Origin of the sequence: Pseudomonas sp. NPDC089752 (assembly GCF_044748725.1) — a bacterium.
Taxonomy (GTDB): domain Bacteria; phylum Pseudomonadota; class Gammaproteobacteria; order Pseudomonadales; family Pseudomonadaceae; genus Aquipseudomonas.
Window position 1 is genome coordinate 271,902 of the sequence record NZ_JBIVGP010000001.1, and the last position, 15,361, is coordinate 287,262.

Below are 15,361 nucleotides of genomic sequence, written 5' to 3' on the forward strand. Positions count from 1 at the left end.
CACACGACAGGCACATAGCTCAGTTGGTTAGAGCACCACCTTGACATGGTGGGGGTCGTTGGTTCGAGTCCAATTGTGCCTACCAAACATCAGAAAAGGCGATCCGAAAGGGTCGCCTTTTTTGCATTCTGCGTGCCTTGCAGGGCGCGCGTTGCCGATCCGGCATCGCTCTGAAAGTTTTTGATTTTTTTGGAAAAAAACGCTTTACAGGTACGCTTTCGATCACTAATATGCGCACCACACGACAGGCACATAGCTCAGTTGGTTAGAGCACCACCTTGACATGGTGGGGGTCGTTGGTTCGAGTCCAATTGTGCCTACCAAACATCAGAAGCGGCGATCCGAAAGGGTCGCCGTTTTTGCATTCGCGTGTTTCACAGTTTAGCCGTGTGTAGCAAGGTGTAACGTATGGTCGCGGTTCGGCGCAGGGGTCGCCATGCTAGAATCCGCCGCTTCGAAATTGGAGATACACGCGTGCGCAAACTGGCAGTGGTAATGGCAGTGCTGGCCCTGGCGGGCTGTGAGAACGAGGTCGAGGGCGTGCACAAGCAGGTAGCCGAGCACCTGAACAACCCCAAGACCGCCAAGTTCGGCAACGTGCGAATCGACACCAAGGGCACCATTTGTGGCCAGGTGCGTGGCAAGGACTCGGCCGGGCAGTACGAAGCCTACCGCAGCTACGTAGCTATCAAGCGCGATGATGGCCAGTACGACATCATCGTCGACGACAGCGGTAACAATCTGCGCATCCGGGAACTCTGTGGTGGGGCCGAGTTGCAGCGGCGTGCCGATGCCTTGGCTGATCAGCCGGCACCGCAGGGCTGGGATGTCGAAGTGATACAGGGTGCCAACATGGGTGCGCTGAGCGACATGACCGCGCGTCTGATCGAGAAGGGTATCCCGTCCTCGGTCGAGTACCGCAACGGCAAGCCGGTGGTGCTGATGGGGCCATTCCCCACCAAGGAAGAGGCCGAGGCGCGCAAGGCCGATGTCATGGCCAAGCTGGGGACTGATTCGGTCGTCATTCAGCACGGAGTGGAGCGCTAGGCGGGCAGTATCTTTCCTACAAGCAAAAAGGCCGGTTCAGACGCTCTGTCATCTACAGGCTGACCCGGCTATGCTTGTTTCGGGAGATGGCTGAACGGGGAGGGCCTCATGTCTACACTGGAACGGGCCATCGTGGTGGCCGCCAGAGCACATGAAGGGCAATACGACAAGGGTGGCGCGGCGTATATCCTGCACCCCCTGCGTGTGATGATGCGGGTTTCCACAGCTGAGCAGCGGATTGTCGCTGTGCTGCACGATGTGATCGAAGACACGCCGCTGACACTTTCCGACCTCGCCCGCGAGGGCTTCAATCTCAAGATCCTCGCTGCGTTGCTGGCGCTCAGTCGCAACCAGGGCGAGAGCTACGAAGACTTTGTCGTGCGCCTGGGTGTCGACCCGCTGGCGCGCACGGTCAAGTTGGCCGACCTGGCCGACAACAGTGACCTTTCCCGCATCCCGTACCCTGGTCCGGCAGACCTGGCGCGGCTAGCCCGCTATCGCGAGGCTAGCGCCTATCTGCAGGCATTGCCTCAAGTGTAATCAGTCTTCCTTGGGCACGGTCCAGAAAATCTGCACACCGCCATCGTCACGATGAGCGAGGGTGACGTTGTCGTTCTCGGCGATTTCCTCGAGCAGGATTGCCCAGTCATCGGGCGATTCGTGTTCGAGGCGGAAGATCAGCGCAGCGCGGCTGCGCTGGGCGAGGGGGTTGTTGATGATCTTCTGGATGCGCAGGCCCAGTTGTTGGTAGCTGCTCGGGGTTGCTTCGGCGGTGCTGGCCACGGAGGCGATTCCTTGTTGTGCTGTATGTGCGTACAGTATTGCACCTCAAAGTATTTCGCAACTCTCGTAGGGCTGGGCTGGTCCGTGAAGCGGGGCGGTGCGGATCACGCATCCGCCCCAGCTCACGCTAGCCTCAATACTCCCAGAAAATCCGCTGCAGCTCCTTGCTGTCCTGGGTCTTGGTCATCGCCACCATCGCCAGGATCCGCGCTTTCTGCGGGTTCAGGTCATGCGCCACGACCCAGTCGTTCTTGTCATCAGGCTGTTCGGCGTTGCGCAGCACGAAACCGCCCTGGTTGACGTGCGACGAACGAATGATCTGCACACCGTTCTTGCGCAGTTCCTGCAGTGCTGGCACCACCCGCGAGGATACCGAGCCGTTGCCGGTGCCTGCATGGATCAACGCTTTGGCACCATTTTGCGCCAGTGCCTTGTAGGCAGTATCGGTCACGTTGCCATAGCCGTAGGCGATATCCACCTGGGGCAGGCTGCTGATCTGCTTGATGTCGAATTCCGAGTTGACGGTATGGCGCTTGGCTGGCAGGCGGAACCAGTACGACTTGCCTTCCACGACCATGCCCATCGGGCCCCAGGCGCTCTTGAACGCCTCGGTCTTGATGTTGACCGACTTGCTGACATCGCGGCCGGACTGGATCTCATCGTTCATGGTCACCAGCACGCCCTTGCCCCGGGATTGCTTGTCGCCCGCCACGGCCACGGCATTGTAAAGGTTGAGCATGCCGTCGGCGGACATGGCGGTGCCTGGGCGCATGGAGCCGACCACTACGATCGGCTTGTCGGTTTTTTCCACCAGGTTGAGGAAGTAGGCGGTTTCTTCCAGAGTGTCGGTGCCGTGGGTGATGACGATCCCGTCGACATCGTTGCTCTCGGCCAGCTCGGCAACGCGCTTGCCCAGCTTGAGCAGGTCGTCGTTGCTGATGCTTTCGGAGGCGATCTGCATCACTTGCTCGCCGCGCACATTGGCGATTTCGGCCAGCTCCGGCACACCGGCGATCAGCTTGTCGACGCCGAGCTTCGCGGCCTGGTAGGTGGCGCTGTTGGCAGCGCTGGCGCCCGCACCAGCAATGGTGCCGCCGGTGGCAAGGATGACCACGTTGGCCAGCTTCTGCTGGGTTTCGGCTTCTTTGGCCGAAACAGCGGTCGGCAGGATCAGCAGTAGCGCCAGGGCGCTGGGAGTGAAGGACTTCAGTGCAACATTGATCATTATTGTGCTCTCTTCCTAGTGAGATATTTTGTTGTGTCGCTAGGGAACCCAGGCAGGTTTCGTACCACGTAAGCGAGAAGCCAGGAACGCGGCAGTTGCGGGTGCATGCGAAAGGCTCCATCCGTTCGGTGCCCCGAACAAGCATAGGTAAACCTGTTCGGTTTTTCGGATTAATCTCGGGTAATCTGCAGCAGGCGTGATGACATCAGCGGCAGCGAAACGGATTTGACAAAACCACATCCTGTTCTCATAGTTACTCAACGCAAACGTTTGCGATCCGATAAAAACCACAAGATTCGGAGTCATCTCCCATGAAACTGCCGTTTTCCGGTCGTCTGCTGGCGCTCGCCGTCATTTCCTCACTGTCTCTCGCGCTGCCGCTGTCGGCCGCCCATGCCGAAGAAAAGCCCAAAGTTGCTCTAGTCATGAAGTCGTTGGCCAACGAGTTCTTCCGCACCATGGAAGACGGTGCCAAGGACTACCAGAAAGGCCACGCTAACGAATTCGATTTGATTGCCAATGGCATCAAGAACGAAACCGACACCGGTGAGCAGATCCGCATCGTCGAGCAGATGGTCAACTCGGGCGCCAAGGCCCTGGTGATCGCGCCGGCCGACTCCAAGGCGCTGGTATCGGCAGTGAAAAAGGCCATGGACAAAGGCGTGGTGGTGATCAACATCGACAACCGCCTGGACCCCGAGACCCTCAAGGCCAAAGGTATCAGCGTACCCTTCGTAGGCCCCGACAACCGCAAGGGCGCCCGCCTGGTCGGCGACTACCTGGCCAACCAGAAGCTCAAGGCCGGTGACCAAGTCGGCATTATCGAAGGCGTGCCGACCACCACCAACGCCCAGCAACGCACCGCCGGCTTCAAGGACGCCATGGAAACGGCGCAGATGAAGATCGTCTCGGTGCAGTCCGGCAACTGGGAAATCGACAAAGGCAATGCTGTCGCCGCCTCGATGCTCAACGAATACCCCGACCTCAAGGCGCTGCTGGCCGGCAACGACAGCATGGCCCTGGGCGCCGTGTCAGCGGTACGCGCCGCCGGCAAGGCCGGGCAGGTGCAAGTAGTGGGATACGACAATATCAACGCCATCAAGCCGATGCTCAAGGATGGCCGCGTGCTCGCCACCCTCGACCAGGCTGCCAGCCAGCAGGCGGTGTACGGCATACAGGCAGCGCTGAAAATGCTCAAGGGCGAGAAGCCGGACGTGGACGCCGATAACGTGATCCAGACCCCGGTCGAACTCATCACCAAGCCTTGATGGTCAGGAGAGGTGGCCATGTCTGCTAAGGCCAATGAAGTACTGCTGACCGCTAGCGGCCTAGGCAAAAGCTACGCGCTGCCGGTGCTGGGTGATGTCAGCCTGGCGCTGCGGGCCGGCGAGGTGCTGGCCCTGACTGGCGAGAACGGCGCGGGCAAGAGTACGTTGTCCAAGCTAATCAGCGGCCTGGAAATACCCACAACTGGAAGCATGATTTTCCGTGGCCAGACCTACGCACCTGGCAGCCGCAGCGAGGCCGAGCGCCTGGGTGTGCGCATGGTCATGCAGGAACTCAACCTGCTGCCGACCTTGACCGTCGCCGAGAACCTGTTCCTCGACAACCTGCCCAGCCGTTTCGGCTGGATCAGCCACAAGCGCCTGCGCCAACTGGCTACGGCTGCCATGGCCCAGGTCGGCCTCGACGCCATCGACCCGGACACACCGGTCGGCGAGCTGGGTATCGGCCACCAGCAGATGGTCGAGATCGCCCGCAACTTGATTGGCGACTGCCATGTGCTGATCTTCGATGAACCTACGGCCATGCTCACCGCCCGTGAGGTGGAGCTTCTGTTCACCCAGATCGAGCGCTTGCGCCAACGTGGCGTGGCCATTGTCTACATCTCCCATCGCCTCGAAGAACTGCAGCGCGTGGCCCAGCGCATCGTCGTGCTGCGCGACGGCAAGCTGGTGTGCGATGAGCCGATCCAGCGCTACAGCAGCAACGAGCTGGTCAACCTGATGGTCGGCCGCGAGCTGGGCGAGCACATCGACCTGGGCCGCCGGCAGATCGGCGCGCCGTTGCTCAAGGTCGACCGGCTGTGCCGCGGCGACAAGGTGCGCGACGTGTCGCTGCAGGTCAGGGCAGGGGAGATCTTCGGTATCTCCGGGCTGATCGGTGCCGGGCGTACCGAGCTGTTGCGATTGATGTTCGGTGCCGACCGTGCCGACAGCGGCAGCATCGAAATCGGTCAGCCACTCAAGCAAGTGACCATCGACTCGCCCAGGGCCGCAGTCAAGGCCGGTATCGCCCTGATCACCGAGGACCGTAAGGGTGAAGGCCTGCTACTGACGCAGTCGATCAGCGCCAACATTGCCCTGGGCAACCTAGCGGCCTTGTCCCGCGCCGGAGTGGTCGACCGCGAAGCCGAAAAGGCCCTGGCCGAACGCCAGATCAATGCCATGCGCATCCGCAGTGCCAATGCTTTGCAAGCGGTCGGCGAGTTGTCCGGCGGCAACCAGCAGAAGGTGGTCATCGGCCGATGGCTGGAGCGCGACTGCCAGGTGATCCTGTTCGATGAGCCCACCCGAGGCATCGACGTCGGCGCCAAGTTCGACATCTATGGCCTGCTGGCCGAGCTGGCGCGCCAGGGCAAGGCCTTGGTGGTGGTGTCCAGCGACCTGCGCGAACTGATGTTGATCTGCGACCGCATCGCGGTGCTCTCGGCCGGCCGCCTGATCGACACCTTCGAGCGTGACCACTGGAGTCAGGACCAGCTCCTTGCCGCCGCATTTGCCGGCTACCAGAACCGTGAAGCCTTGCTGCACGACGCAGCCCCCAGGATGGATGCATGAAAACCACACCCCTCGACACCCCGGCAGGCGCACCGGTGCGCCGCAGCGCCACGTATTTCGGCATCGGCACCTATCTGGGGCTGGCGGGTGCCTTGCTGGCCATGATCGTGCTGTTCTCGTTGCTCAGCAGCCACTTCTGGTCGTACGCCACCTTCAGCACCATCGCCAACCAGATCCCCGACCTGATGGTGCTGGCCGTGGGTATGACCTTCGTGCTGATCATCGGCGGCATCGACCTGTCGGTCGGCTCGGTGCTGGCGCTGGCGGCCTCGGCAGTCAGCGTGGCCATCCTCGGCTGGGGTTGGGGTGTGCTGCCCGCCGCCTTGCTCGGCATGGCCGTCGCCGCCATGGCGGGAAGCATCACCGGCGCGGTAACCGTGGCCTGGCGCATTCCATCGTTCATCGTTTCGCTGGGCGTGCTGGAGATGGCCCGCGGCCTGGCCTACCAGTTCACCGACTCGCGCACGGCCTACATCGGCGATGCCTATGCCTGGTTTTCCAATCCGATCGCTTTCGGCATTGCGCCTGCGTTCATCATCGCCTTGCTGGTGATCATCCTCGCCCAGCTGGTACTCACCCGCACCGTGTTCGGCCGCTACCTGATCGGCATCGGCACCAACGAAGAGGCCGTGCGCCTGGCCGGCATCGACCCGCGCCCGTACAAAGTGCTGGTGTTCGCCCTGATGGGCCTGCTGGCGGGGCTGGCTGCGCTGTTCCAGATCTCGCGCCTGGAAGCGGCCGACCCCAATGCCGGCTCTGGCCTTGAGCTGCAGGTGATCGCCGCCGTGGTGATCGGCGGCACCAGCCTGATGGGCGGGCGCGGCTCGGTCATCAGCACCTTCTTCGGCGTGCTGATCATTTCGGTACTGGCCGCAGGCCTGGCGCAGATCGGCGCTTCGGAACCGACCAAACGCATCATCACCGGGGCGGTCATCGTTATCGCCGTGGTGCTCGACACCTACCGTAGCCGGCGTGCAGGCCGGCGGAAGTGAAAAAACATGGCAACCATCAAAGACGTCGCGGCACTCGCGGGAATTTCCTACACCACGGTGTCCCATGTACTGAACAAGACCCGCCCGGTCAGTGAGCAGGTGCGGCTGAAGGTCGAGGCGGCCATCGTCGAGCTCGACTACGTGCCCAGCGCCGTGGCCCGTTCGCTCAAGGCGCGCACCACGGCCACCATCGGGCTGTTGGTGCCCAACAGTGTCAACCCGTACTTCGCCGAGCTGGCGCGGGGTATCGAGGATGCCTGCGAGCGCAACGGCTATTGCGTGATTTTGTGCAACTCCGACGACAACCCGCAGAAGCAGCGCAGCTACCTGCGCGTGTTGCTGGAAAAGCGCATCGACGGCCTGGTGGTCGCCTCGGTGGGCGAGGACAGCGACCTGCTGCAAAGCCTGGCTTGCGTGCGCACGCCGATGGTGATCGTCGACCGCGAGCTGGAAGGCGTCGACGCCGACCTGGTGCGCATCGATCACGAGCAGGGCGCGTACCTGGCGACCCAGCACCTGCTGCAGTTGGGGCATACCGATATCGCCTACATCGGCGGCCCGGCCGAAACCGGTGTCAGCCAACTGCGTCTGGCAGGCTTTCACCGCGCCATGGGCGAGGCGCAAGTTGCCGTGAAGGGTGATCACATCCTGCATTGCGACTTCACCAGCCCCGGCGGCCATGCAGCGGCCGCGCAACTGCTCGACGGCAAGCGTCCCACGGCGATTTTTGCCGGCAACGACATGATCGGTTTCGGTGTGCTGCGCGCTGCTGCCGAGCGCAATATCAGCGTGCCGGGCGAGCTATCGGTGATCGGTTTCGACGATATCGAACTCAGTCGCTACGTGTACCCGCCGCTGACCACCGTCGGCCAGTCGATCCGCGAGCTGGGCGAAAGCGCCGCGGCGCTGCTGCTGGCGCGCATATCCAGCCCCCGTCGCGATGCGGCGCAGCAGCGCATCGTCGCGCCGCGCATCGTGCTGCGCGAATCCACCGGGCCACGCCCGGACCTGTTCAATGATTACCGCTAAGGAATCCTCATGAGTGCCAAGGTAGTGGTGGTCGGTAGCCTCAACATGGACCTGGTGGCCCGCGCCGAGCGGTTGCCACGTGCGGGCGAAACACTGGCCGGCGAAAGTTTTTTCACCGTGCCCGGTGGCAAGGGCGCCAACCAGGCGGTGGCGGTGGCGCGCCTGGGCGCTGACGTGGCGATGGTAGGCAATGTGGGTGACGATGCCTATGGCCAGCAGCTGCGCAAGGCGCTGGAAGTGGAGGGCATCGATTGCCAGGCAGTCAATGAGTGCCCGGGTGTATCCAGCGGTGTGGCGCTGATTACCGTAGACGCAGCCAGCCAGAATTGCATCGTCATCATTCCTGGGGGCAATGGCCGGTTGACGCCGGCTTGCGTCCAGCGCTTCGATGCACTGCTTCAGGCGGCGGAGTTGATTATCTGTCAACTGGAGGTTCCCGCTGAAACCGTGGCCTGGACGCTTGCCCGAGGGCGTGAGCTGGGCAAGCAGGTGATCCTTAACCCGGCGCCGGCCACTGGCCCGCTGCCAGCTGAGTGGTTCGCCCATATCGATTACCTCATCCCCAACGAAAGCGAGGCCGAAGCGCTGACGGGTGTGCCGGTCAACGACCTGGACAGCGCCCGCCGTGCTGGCGAGCGCCTGCTGCAAATGGGGGCGGGTAAAGTCATCGTCACTCTCGGTGCGCAGGGGGCGCTGTTCGTCATTCCCAGCGGCAGCCAGCACTTCCCAGCGCCTCAGGTCAAAGCGCTGGACACCACGGCGGCCGGCGATACCTTCGTCGGTGGCTTCGCGGCGGCGCTGGTGCGCGGCCTGGGGGAGGGCGAGGCGATCACTTTCGGGCAGCGCGCCGCAGCGGTGTCCGTCACCCGCGCTGGTGCTCAGCCATCGATCCCCACCCTGGCGGAGCTGACCCCATGAAAAAGACCGCGCTGTTGAATATCGCCCTGTCGCGGACCATCGCCAGCCTTGGCCATGGCGACATTCTGGTGATCGGCGATGCCGGGTTGCCCGTGCCGCAGGGCGTCGAACTGATCGACCTGGCCTTGACCCAGGGCATCCCGGACTTCGCCAGCGTGCTGCGCGCAGTGCTCAGCGAGATGCAGGTGGAGCGGCATGTGCTCGCCGAAGAGATGCAGAAGGTCGTGCCGCCCGGGCTGGTCGAGATCGAGCGGCTGCGCGGCAAGCTGGGCAAGCGTGAATGGTTGAGCCATGAGGCGTTCAAGGAACTGTCGCGCAGTGCCAAGGCCGTGGTGCGTACTGGCGAGTGCCAGCCTTACAGCAATATCGCCCTCATATCCGGCGTGACTTTCTAGCGGCACTGGGCCGCAATTGACTCACCGCCAAGGCAACAGGAGTGCCCCATGCTCAAACCCCTGCTACAAGGACTTACCCTCATGGCCGCAGCCGCCACCACCACTCTCCAGGCCGCCCCGCGTGACCTGATCATCGACACCGACCCCGGCGCCGACGATGTGGTCGCGCTGTTCCTGGCCATGGCCTCGCCGGACGAACTCAACATTCGCGCCATCACTACCGTCGCCGGCAACGTGCGCCTCGACAAGACCTCGCGCAATGCCCGCCTGGCCCGCGAATGGGCAGGCCGCGAAGACATTCCGGTGTACGCAGGGGCAGGGCGGCCACTGGTGCGCGCGCCGATCTACGCCGCCGAAGTGCATGGTGAAGAAGGCCTGACCGGGGTCGAGGTGCATGAACCGAAAAAGCCCTTGGCCCAAGGCAACGCCGTGCAGTACCTGGTCGACACCCTCGGTGCCGCCAAGCCCAACAGCATCACCATCGCCATGCTCGGTCCGCAGACCAACCTGGCCCTGGCGCTCATTCAGCGCCCGGAAATCGCCAAAGGTATAAAGGAGGTGGTTGTGATGGGTGGCGCCCACTTCAATGGTGGCAACATCACCCCTGCGGCTGAATTCAACCTCTACGCCGACCCGCACGCCGCTGAAGTGGTGCTGGCCAGTGGTGTGCCACTGACCTACCTGCCGCTGGATGTCACCCACAAACTGCTCACCAGCGAGGCCCGCCTCAAGCAGCTGGCGGCGGTAAACAACCCGTCCAGCAAGCGGGTAGTGGATATCCTCAATGCCTACATCAAGCACGACATGGAGCTGTACGGCATGCCCGGTGGTCCGGTACATGACGCCAGCGTCATCGCTTACCTGCTCAAGCCCGAACTATTCACCGGCCGGCACATCCACATGAGCGTCGACAGCCGCGAAGGCCCGACCTTCGGCCAGACCGTCGCCGACTGGTACGGCGTGCTCAAGCAGCCAGCCAATGTCACGTGGATAGGCGAGGGTGACGCTCAGGGCTTTTTCGACCTGCTCAGCGCGCGCCTGGCTCGATTGCAATAGCTGAATGCGGCGCGTAGCGCTCGAACACCTGGTCGATGAAGCTGCGCGCCGCCTCGCTACCGCGGTCGCGCACCAGCAGGTCAAGGGCGATCAACAGCAGTTCTTCTGGGGTGCTGGGGCTGTAGGCGCTCTGGCCTTCGTCCCATTTGACCTTGATATCGGCATCGATGTGGTGGTTCATGAAAGGCTCTCGTGTGCGGCCCGTGGCGGATGGGCGAACACCTGACCCTGGTGTTCGAAGCAGGCATTATGCCTTCACTTCTTAAAGTAAATCATGACTTTGCGTCAATGGGTCTGCGACTTAAGCATAAAAAACCTGCTGAAGCTAACCTGCCGCTTGGCAAAATCCGGTCACGATTGCCTTTCGCCCGTGGTGGCGAGTTCAGGCAGACTTGAGCGGTTTTGCAACATATTCCGAGTGGAAGTGTCCGATCAGGCAGTTCCCAGATCGATTTTAGGAGGATTCATGTTCCGTACCCGTGCTTCCCTGGCAACCTTGCTGGTCGCTGCCGTGCTGGCCGGTTGCAGCACTGGTGGCAACTCCGGTGGCGGTGCGCCGGCGGCGGCTGCAGGCAACGATGGCCGTTGTGAGGCCAGTGGCGCCAATTTCGCCATCGGCAAGCAAGGTAGTGCCGAGTTGCTTGAGCAGGCGCGCAAGGCCAGCGGTTCGCAGATGGCGCGCATCCTCAAGCCGCGCGATATGGTGACCCTTGAATACCGCTCCGAGCGTTTGAACCTGAATGTGGACGAGCAGGGTGTAGTAACCCGCGTCAACTGCGGTTGATTCGATCTGTTGGTGCAGGCCTTTCGTGGGAGCGGCTCCAGCCGCGAAGGCCGGCACCTCTAGCCCAGCAGGCATAAAAAAACCCGCCACCAGGGCGGGTTTTTTCACGGCTTCCGAATTACTCCGGACGAACCTGTGCAGCCTGCATGCCCTTCTGGCCGCGCTCGGCGACGAAGGAAACAGTTTGGCCTTCTTTCAGGCTCTTGAAGCCGTCGGATTCGATGGCTTTGAAGTGTACGAACAGGTCGTCGCCGCCGCCTTGTGGGGTGATGAAGCCGAAGCCTTTCTCATCATTGAACCATTTGACGGTACCGGTTTGGCGATTGGACATGGGATGAATCTCCAGAAACTTAGTATTTTTTCGAAGTGCCGTGGATGCCTGAGCTATCCGGCACGGGGACATCATAGTCTAATTCTGCGCGTGTCGCGCCTTTTACCTTCGCAGAAAGCTGATCCAGGGCAAATATTCCTTTCAAAGCCTCTGCGCTTGGCTCATTTTGGCTTGCAGGCGGCCTGCACGACAGTCTGTGCCTTCTGCATCAGCTTGGCGTCGACGCCGTCCTTGCTGTCCAGGTCTTCGATCTCCTTATCGGTGAAATTCTTTTTGATGGCCTGTGCGCCGCAGTCGCAGTGCTTTTTCGCGGTCGCGGCGTCAACGCCCTGGCCGCTGGCCACCTGTGTGCATTGGGTCATGTAGGCTGCCTCCTTCCCGGCAGGGAAGTTGCCAGCGGTCGCAGCCACAGGCAGCAGCAGGGCGCCAGCGGCCGCCAGGGCCAGAAGAGACTGAACTCGCATAACCGGTTACTCCTTGGGTCAAGGTCTCAACAAGAGTAGGTTGCTTCCCAAGGTCTGATAGAAAATTTTCCGTGTAAGTTCACCGCTACCGCGTAATTTCCAAATATTTCTGCGCTGCCGTGCAACCCGCGTGCTAGCATGCCCGGCTTGCACCTGCAGACTTGCAGCGTACAGCTATCTTTTACTTTCCAGTCACTCAGGTCCCCCTGGCAAGCCGAAAGGCTTCTGCCACTGTGAGGCAGGCTTCTCTTTAAAGAAGGCAGGTCGGATCTTGTACTGGCTCATCCCAACCCACGTGACCTTTGGTAGGGGTCACCACTAGGAGAGGAGGCGCCATGCCCGTTATTACTCTTCCCGATGGCAGTCAACGCGCGTTTGATCACGCGGTATCCGTAGCCGATGTCGCCGCTTCGATCGGCGCGGGCCTGGCCAAGGCCACTCTGGCCGGCAAGGTCGATGGCAAGCTGGTCGACGCCTGCGACCTGATCACCCACGACGCCAAACTGCAGATCATCACCCCTAAAGATGAAGAGGGACTGGAGATCATCCGTCACTCGTGCGCCCACCTGATCGGCCACGCGGTGAAGCAGTTGTACCCGACCGCCAAGATGGTCATCGGCCCGGTCATCGACGAAGGCTTCTATTACGACATCGCCTACGAGCGCCCCTTCACCCCTGAAGACCTGGCCGCCATCGAAAAGCGCATGCAGCAGCTGATCGAAAAAGACTACGACGTGGTCAAGAAGATGACCCCGCGCGCCGAAGTCATCGACGTGTTCACGACCCGTGGCGAAGACTACAAGCTGCGCCTGGTCGAAGACATGCCCGACGAGCAGGCCATGGGCCTGTACTATCACGAAGAATACGTTGACATGTGCCGCGGTCCGCACGTGCCGAACACTCGTTTCCTCAAGGCATTCAAGCTGACCAAGCTGTCCGGCGCCTACTGGCGCGGCGATGCCAAGAACGAGCAGCTGCAGCGCGTATACGGCACTGCATGGGCTGATAAAAAGCAGCTGGCCGCCTACATCCAGCGCATCGAAGAAGCCGAAAAGCGCGACCACCGAAAGATCGGCAAGCAGCTCGACCTGTTCCACTTGCAGGAAGAAGCGCCGGGCATGGTGTTCTGGCACGCCAACGGCTGGACCGTTTACCAGGTACTCGAACAGTACATGCGTAAAATCCAGCGCGAGAACGGCTACCAGGAAATCAAGACCCCGCAAGTTGTCGACCGCATCCTCTGGGAGCGTTCCGGCCACTGGTCCAATTACGCGGAAAACATGTTCACCACCTCGTCGGAAAGCCGCGACTTCGCGGTAAAGCCGATGAACTGCCCGTGCCACGTGCAGGTGTTCAACCAGGGCCTGAAGTCGTACCGCGACCTGCCGCTGCGCCTGGCCGAATTCGGTGCCTGCCACCGTAACGAGCCGTCCGGCGCCCTGCACGGCATCATGCGCGTGCGTGGCTTCGTGCAGGACGACGCGCATATCTTCTGCACCGAAGATCAGGTGAAGAAAGAAGCCGCCGACTTCATCAAGCTGACCCTCGACGTGTACAAGGACTTCGGTTTCACCGACGTCGCCATGAAGCTGTCGACCCGCCCGGCCAAGCGTGTGGGCTCCGAAGAGCTGTGGGATCGTGCCGAAGGTGCACTGGCCGACGCCCTGAACGAATCCGGCCTGGAGTGGGAATACCAGCCAGGCGAGGGCGCGTTCTACGGCCCGAAGATCGAGTTCACCCTGCGCGACTGCCTCGGCCGTAACTGGCAGTGCGGCACCCTGCAGTACGACCCGAACCTGCCGGAGCGTCTGGACGCCAGCTACATCGCCGAAGACAACGCGCGCAAGCGCCCGGTAATGCTGCACCGCGCCATCCTCGGCTCGTTCGAACGCTTCATCGGCATGCTCATCGAGCACTACGCTGGCGTGTTCCCGGCGTGGCTGGCACCGACTCAGGCGGTGATCATGAACATCACCGACAAACAGGCCGATTTCGCCCTCGAGGTTGAGAAATCTCTGAACGGTAGCGGTTTCCGTGCCAAGTCGGACTTGAGAAATGAGAAGATCGGCTTTAAAATCCGCGAGCATACTTTGCTCAAGGTCCCGTACCTTTTGGTTATAGGGGACCGCGAAGTCGAAACGCAAACCGTCGCTGTGCGTACTCGCGAAGGCGCAGACCTGGGCTCCATGCCCGTCGCCCAATTCGCTGAGCTCCTGACACAAGCGGTTTCCCGGCGTGGTCGCCAAGAATCGGAGTAATGACTATTAAGCGTGAAATGAGAAACGATAAGCGTGCTGTACCGAAGGCCCCGATCAACGAGAATATCTCGGCCCGCGAGGTTCGGTTAATTGGCGCAGACGGCGAGCAGGTTGGCATCGTCTCGATTGATGAAGCGCTGCGTATCGCTGATGAAGCGAAGCTGGATCTGGTAGAAATCTCTGCAGACGCGGTACCCCCGGTCTGCAAGGTCATGGACTACGGCAAGCACCTCTTCGAAAAGAAGAAGCAGGCTAACGAAGCCAAGAAGAACCAGAAGCAGATCCAGATCAAAGAAATCAAGTTTCGTCCAGGGACGGAGGATGGGGATTACCAGGTAAAACTACGCAACCTGGTACGTTTCCTTACCGATGGGGACAAGGCCAAGATCTCTCTGAGATTCCGTGGTCGTGAGATGGCCCACCAGGAGCTGGGCATGGAGCTGTTGAAGCGGGTTGAAGCTGACCTCGCCGAATACGGCACCGTTGAGCAGCATCCGAAGATGGAAGGACGCCAGCTTATGATGGTCATCGCCCCCAAGAAAAAGAAGTAATCTCCCGGGCACGGCAGGCCTGATGATTATGTGTAATTTTATCGAATGCGGAGTTCCAACATGCCAAAAATGAAAACCAAGAGCGGTGCTGCAAAGCGCTTCCTGAAGACCGCTACCGGCTTCAAGCACAAGCACGCTTTCAAGAGCCACATCCTGACCAAAATGTCGACCAAGCGTAAGCGTCAACTTCGTGGTAGCAGCCTGCTGCACCCGTCCGACGTGGCAAAAGTCGAGCGCATGCTGCGCGTACGTTAATTCTGGTTAAGATAGAGGAAGTTACTCATGGCTCGTGTTAAGCGCGGCGTTATCGCTCGTAAGCGTCACAAAAAAATTCTGAAACTGGCTAAAGGTTACTACGGTGCACGCTCGCGCGTATTCCGCGTAGCCAAGCAGGCAGTCATCAAGGCAGGCCAATACGCCTACCGCGACCGTCGCCAGAAGAAGCGTCAGTTCCGCGCCCTGTGGATCGCTCGTATCAACGCCGGTGCCCGCACCAACGGTCTGTCGTACAGCCGTCTAATTGCTGGCCTGAAAAAGGCGTCGATCGAAATCGACCGTAAGGTTCTGGCTGACCTGGCAGTGAACGAAAAAGCGGCGTTTGCTGCAATTGTCGAGAAAGCTAAAGCCGTTCTGGCTTAAGTACCCACGACAATCATCCGGCGGCGCAGTGTGCTGCCGGGTGTAAAAC

The 15,361-nt window shown here is 61.1% G+C and carries 20 protein-coding genes and 2 tRNA genes; 17 read left to right on the forward strand and 5 right to left on the reverse strand.

The features are described 5' to 3' along the window. Positions 1-8 precede the first annotated feature (8 nt). The 4 genes from ACIPZF_RS01165 to ACIPZF_RS01180 all read left to right on the forward strand — a co-directional run bounded on the left by ACIPZF_RS01165 (position 9) and on the right by ACIPZF_RS01180 (position 1,587). Positions 9-85: transfer RNA gene (locus tag ACIPZF_RS01165), tRNA-Val, on the forward strand. A 161-nt stretch (positions 86-246) separates the two neighbouring features. Continuing rightward, positions 247-323: transfer RNA gene (locus ACIPZF_RS01170), tRNA-Val, on the forward strand. Between the two features lie 151 nt (positions 324-474). Beyond that, positions 475-1,047 (forward strand): SPOR domain-containing protein, encoded by a 573-nt coding sequence (locus ACIPZF_RS01175; RefSeq protein ID WP_400794442.1) that lies wholly within the window; start codon positions 475-477, stop codon positions 1,045-1,047. A 108-nt stretch (positions 1,048-1,155) separates the two neighbouring features. Beyond that, positions 1,156-1,587: a GTP pyrophosphokinase gene (locus ACIPZF_RS01180; RefSeq protein ID WP_400794444.1), complete on the forward strand. Its 432-nt coding sequence runs from the start codon at positions 1,156-1,158 to the stop codon at positions 1,585-1,587. On the opposite strand, the gene ACIPZF_RS01185 is transcribed toward ACIPZF_RS01180, so the two are convergent. Then, positions 1,588-1,830, reverse strand: coding sequence for a DUF1654 domain-containing protein (locus ACIPZF_RS01185; protein WP_400794445.1), 243 nt, complete (start codon positions 1,828-1,830; stop codon positions 1,588-1,590). A gap of 133 nt (positions 1,831-1,963) precedes the next feature. Continuing rightward, a complete protein-coding gene (locus tag ACIPZF_RS01190) occupies positions 1,964-3,055 on the reverse strand; it encodes an asparaginase (RefSeq protein ID WP_400794447.1) in 1,092 nt (363 codons plus the stop codon). A 311-nt stretch (positions 3,056-3,366) separates the two neighbouring features. On the opposite strand from ACIPZF_RS01190, the gene ACIPZF_RS01195 reads away from it, so the two are divergent. From ACIPZF_RS01195 to ACIPZF_RS01225, 7 genes are read left to right on the forward strand one after another with little or no spacing between them, the layout of a single operon-like run. After that, positions 3,367-4,323 carry a sugar ABC transporter substrate-binding protein gene (locus tag ACIPZF_RS01195; RefSeq protein ID WP_400794449.1) on the forward strand — a complete coding sequence of 319 codons (957 nt, stop codon included), beginning with the start codon at positions 3,367-3,369 and terminating at the stop codon, positions 4,321-4,323. An 18-nt stretch (positions 4,324-4,341) separates the two neighbouring features. Continuing rightward, positions 4,342-5,895 (forward strand): sugar ABC transporter ATP-binding protein, encoded by a 1,554-nt coding sequence (locus ACIPZF_RS01200; RefSeq protein ID WP_400794451.1) that lies wholly within the window; start codon positions 4,342-4,344, stop codon positions 5,893-5,895. Next, entirely contained in the window at positions 5,892-6,887 is a 996-nt protein-coding gene (locus ACIPZF_RS01205) for an ABC transporter permease (protein ID WP_400794453.1), read from the forward strand. The genes ACIPZF_RS01200 and ACIPZF_RS01205 overlap by 4 nt, the downstream gene beginning before the upstream one ends. A 6-nt stretch (positions 6,888-6,893) precedes the next feature. Then, on the forward strand, positions 6,894-7,916 hold the full coding sequence (locus ACIPZF_RS01210) for a LacI family DNA-binding transcriptional regulator (protein ID WP_400794455.1): 1,023 nt from the start codon (positions 6,894-6,896) through the stop codon (positions 7,914-7,916). Between the two features lie 9 nt (positions 7,917-7,925). After that, on the forward strand, positions 7,926-8,834 hold the full coding sequence (gene rbsK, locus ACIPZF_RS01215; protein WP_400794457.1) for a ribokinase: 909 nt from the start codon (positions 7,926-7,928) through the stop codon (positions 8,832-8,834). Continuing rightward, positions 8,831-9,229, forward strand: a complete 399-nt coding sequence (rbsD, locus tag ACIPZF_RS01220) for a D-ribose pyranase (protein WP_400794459.1) — start codon at positions 8,831-8,833, stop codon at positions 9,227-9,229. The genes rbsK and rbsD overlap by 4 nt, the downstream gene beginning before the upstream one ends. Positions 9,230-9,277: 48 nt before the next feature. Beyond that, positions 9,278-10,285 (forward strand): nucleoside hydrolase, encoded by a 1,008-nt coding sequence (locus ACIPZF_RS01225; protein WP_400794461.1) that lies wholly within the window; start codon positions 9,278-9,280, stop codon positions 10,283-10,285. Here the strand turns inward: ACIPZF_RS01225 and ACIPZF_RS01230 are convergent. After that, positions 10,257-10,466 carry a hypothetical protein gene (locus ACIPZF_RS01230; RefSeq protein ID WP_400794463.1) on the reverse strand — a complete coding sequence of 70 codons (210 nt, stop codon included), beginning with the start codon at positions 10,464-10,466 and terminating at the stop codon, positions 10,257-10,259. The two genes, ACIPZF_RS01225 and ACIPZF_RS01230, sit on opposite strands and share 29 nt — an antisense overlap. 29 nt (positions 10,467-10,495) lie before the next feature. Between ACIPZF_RS01230 and ACIPZF_RS01235 the strand changes: the two genes are divergently transcribed. Continuing rightward, on the forward strand, positions 10,496-10,681 hold the full coding sequence (locus ACIPZF_RS01235; protein ID WP_400794465.1) for a hypothetical protein: 186 nt from the start codon (positions 10,496-10,498) through the stop codon (positions 10,679-10,681). A 70-nt stretch (positions 10,682-10,751) separates the two neighbouring features. Next, positions 10,752-11,069 carry an I78 family peptidase inhibitor gene (locus tag ACIPZF_RS01240; protein ID WP_400794467.1) on the forward strand — a complete coding sequence of 106 codons (318 nt, stop codon included), beginning with the start codon at positions 10,752-10,754 and terminating at the stop codon, positions 11,067-11,069. 118 nt (positions 11,070-11,187) lie between these two features. On the opposite strand, the gene ACIPZF_RS01245 is transcribed toward ACIPZF_RS01240, so the two are convergent. Both ACIPZF_RS01245 and ACIPZF_RS01250 read right to left on the reverse strand, forming a co-directional pair. Then, positions 11,188-11,400, reverse strand: coding sequence for a cold-shock protein (locus ACIPZF_RS01245; protein WP_012273095.1), 213 nt, complete (start codon positions 11,398-11,400; stop codon positions 11,188-11,190). A 161-nt stretch (positions 11,401-11,561) separates the two neighbouring features. Beyond that, positions 11,562-11,864, reverse strand: coding sequence for a hypothetical protein (locus tag ACIPZF_RS01250; RefSeq protein ID WP_400794469.1), 303 nt, complete (start codon positions 11,862-11,864; stop codon positions 11,562-11,564). A 335-nt stretch (positions 11,865-12,199) separates the two neighbouring features. On the opposite strand from ACIPZF_RS01250, the gene thrS reads away from it, so the two are divergent. From thrS to rplT, 4 genes are read left to right on the forward strand one after another with little or no spacing between them, the layout of a single operon-like run. Continuing rightward, positions 12,200-14,122: a threonine--tRNA ligase gene (thrS, locus tag ACIPZF_RS01255; RefSeq protein WP_400794471.1), complete on the forward strand. Its 1,923-nt coding sequence runs from the start codon at positions 12,200-12,202 to the stop codon at positions 14,120-14,122. Next, positions 14,122-14,673 (forward strand): translation initiation factor IF-3, encoded by a 552-nt coding sequence (gene infC, locus ACIPZF_RS01260; protein ID WP_012052879.1) that lies wholly within the window; start codon positions 14,122-14,124, stop codon positions 14,671-14,673. The genes thrS and infC overlap by 1 nt, the downstream gene beginning before the upstream one ends. A 60-nt stretch (positions 14,674-14,733) precedes the next feature. Beyond that, entirely contained in the window at positions 14,734-14,928 is a 195-nt protein-coding gene (rpmI, locus tag ACIPZF_RS01265) for a 50S ribosomal protein L35 (RefSeq protein WP_400794473.1), read from the forward strand. Between the two features lie 27 nt (positions 14,929-14,955). Then, entirely contained in the window at positions 14,956-15,312 is a 357-nt protein-coding gene (gene rplT, locus ACIPZF_RS01270; RefSeq protein WP_003250671.1) for a 50S ribosomal protein L20, read from the forward strand. The last annotated feature ends 49 nt before the right edge of the window (positions 15,313-15,361 follow it).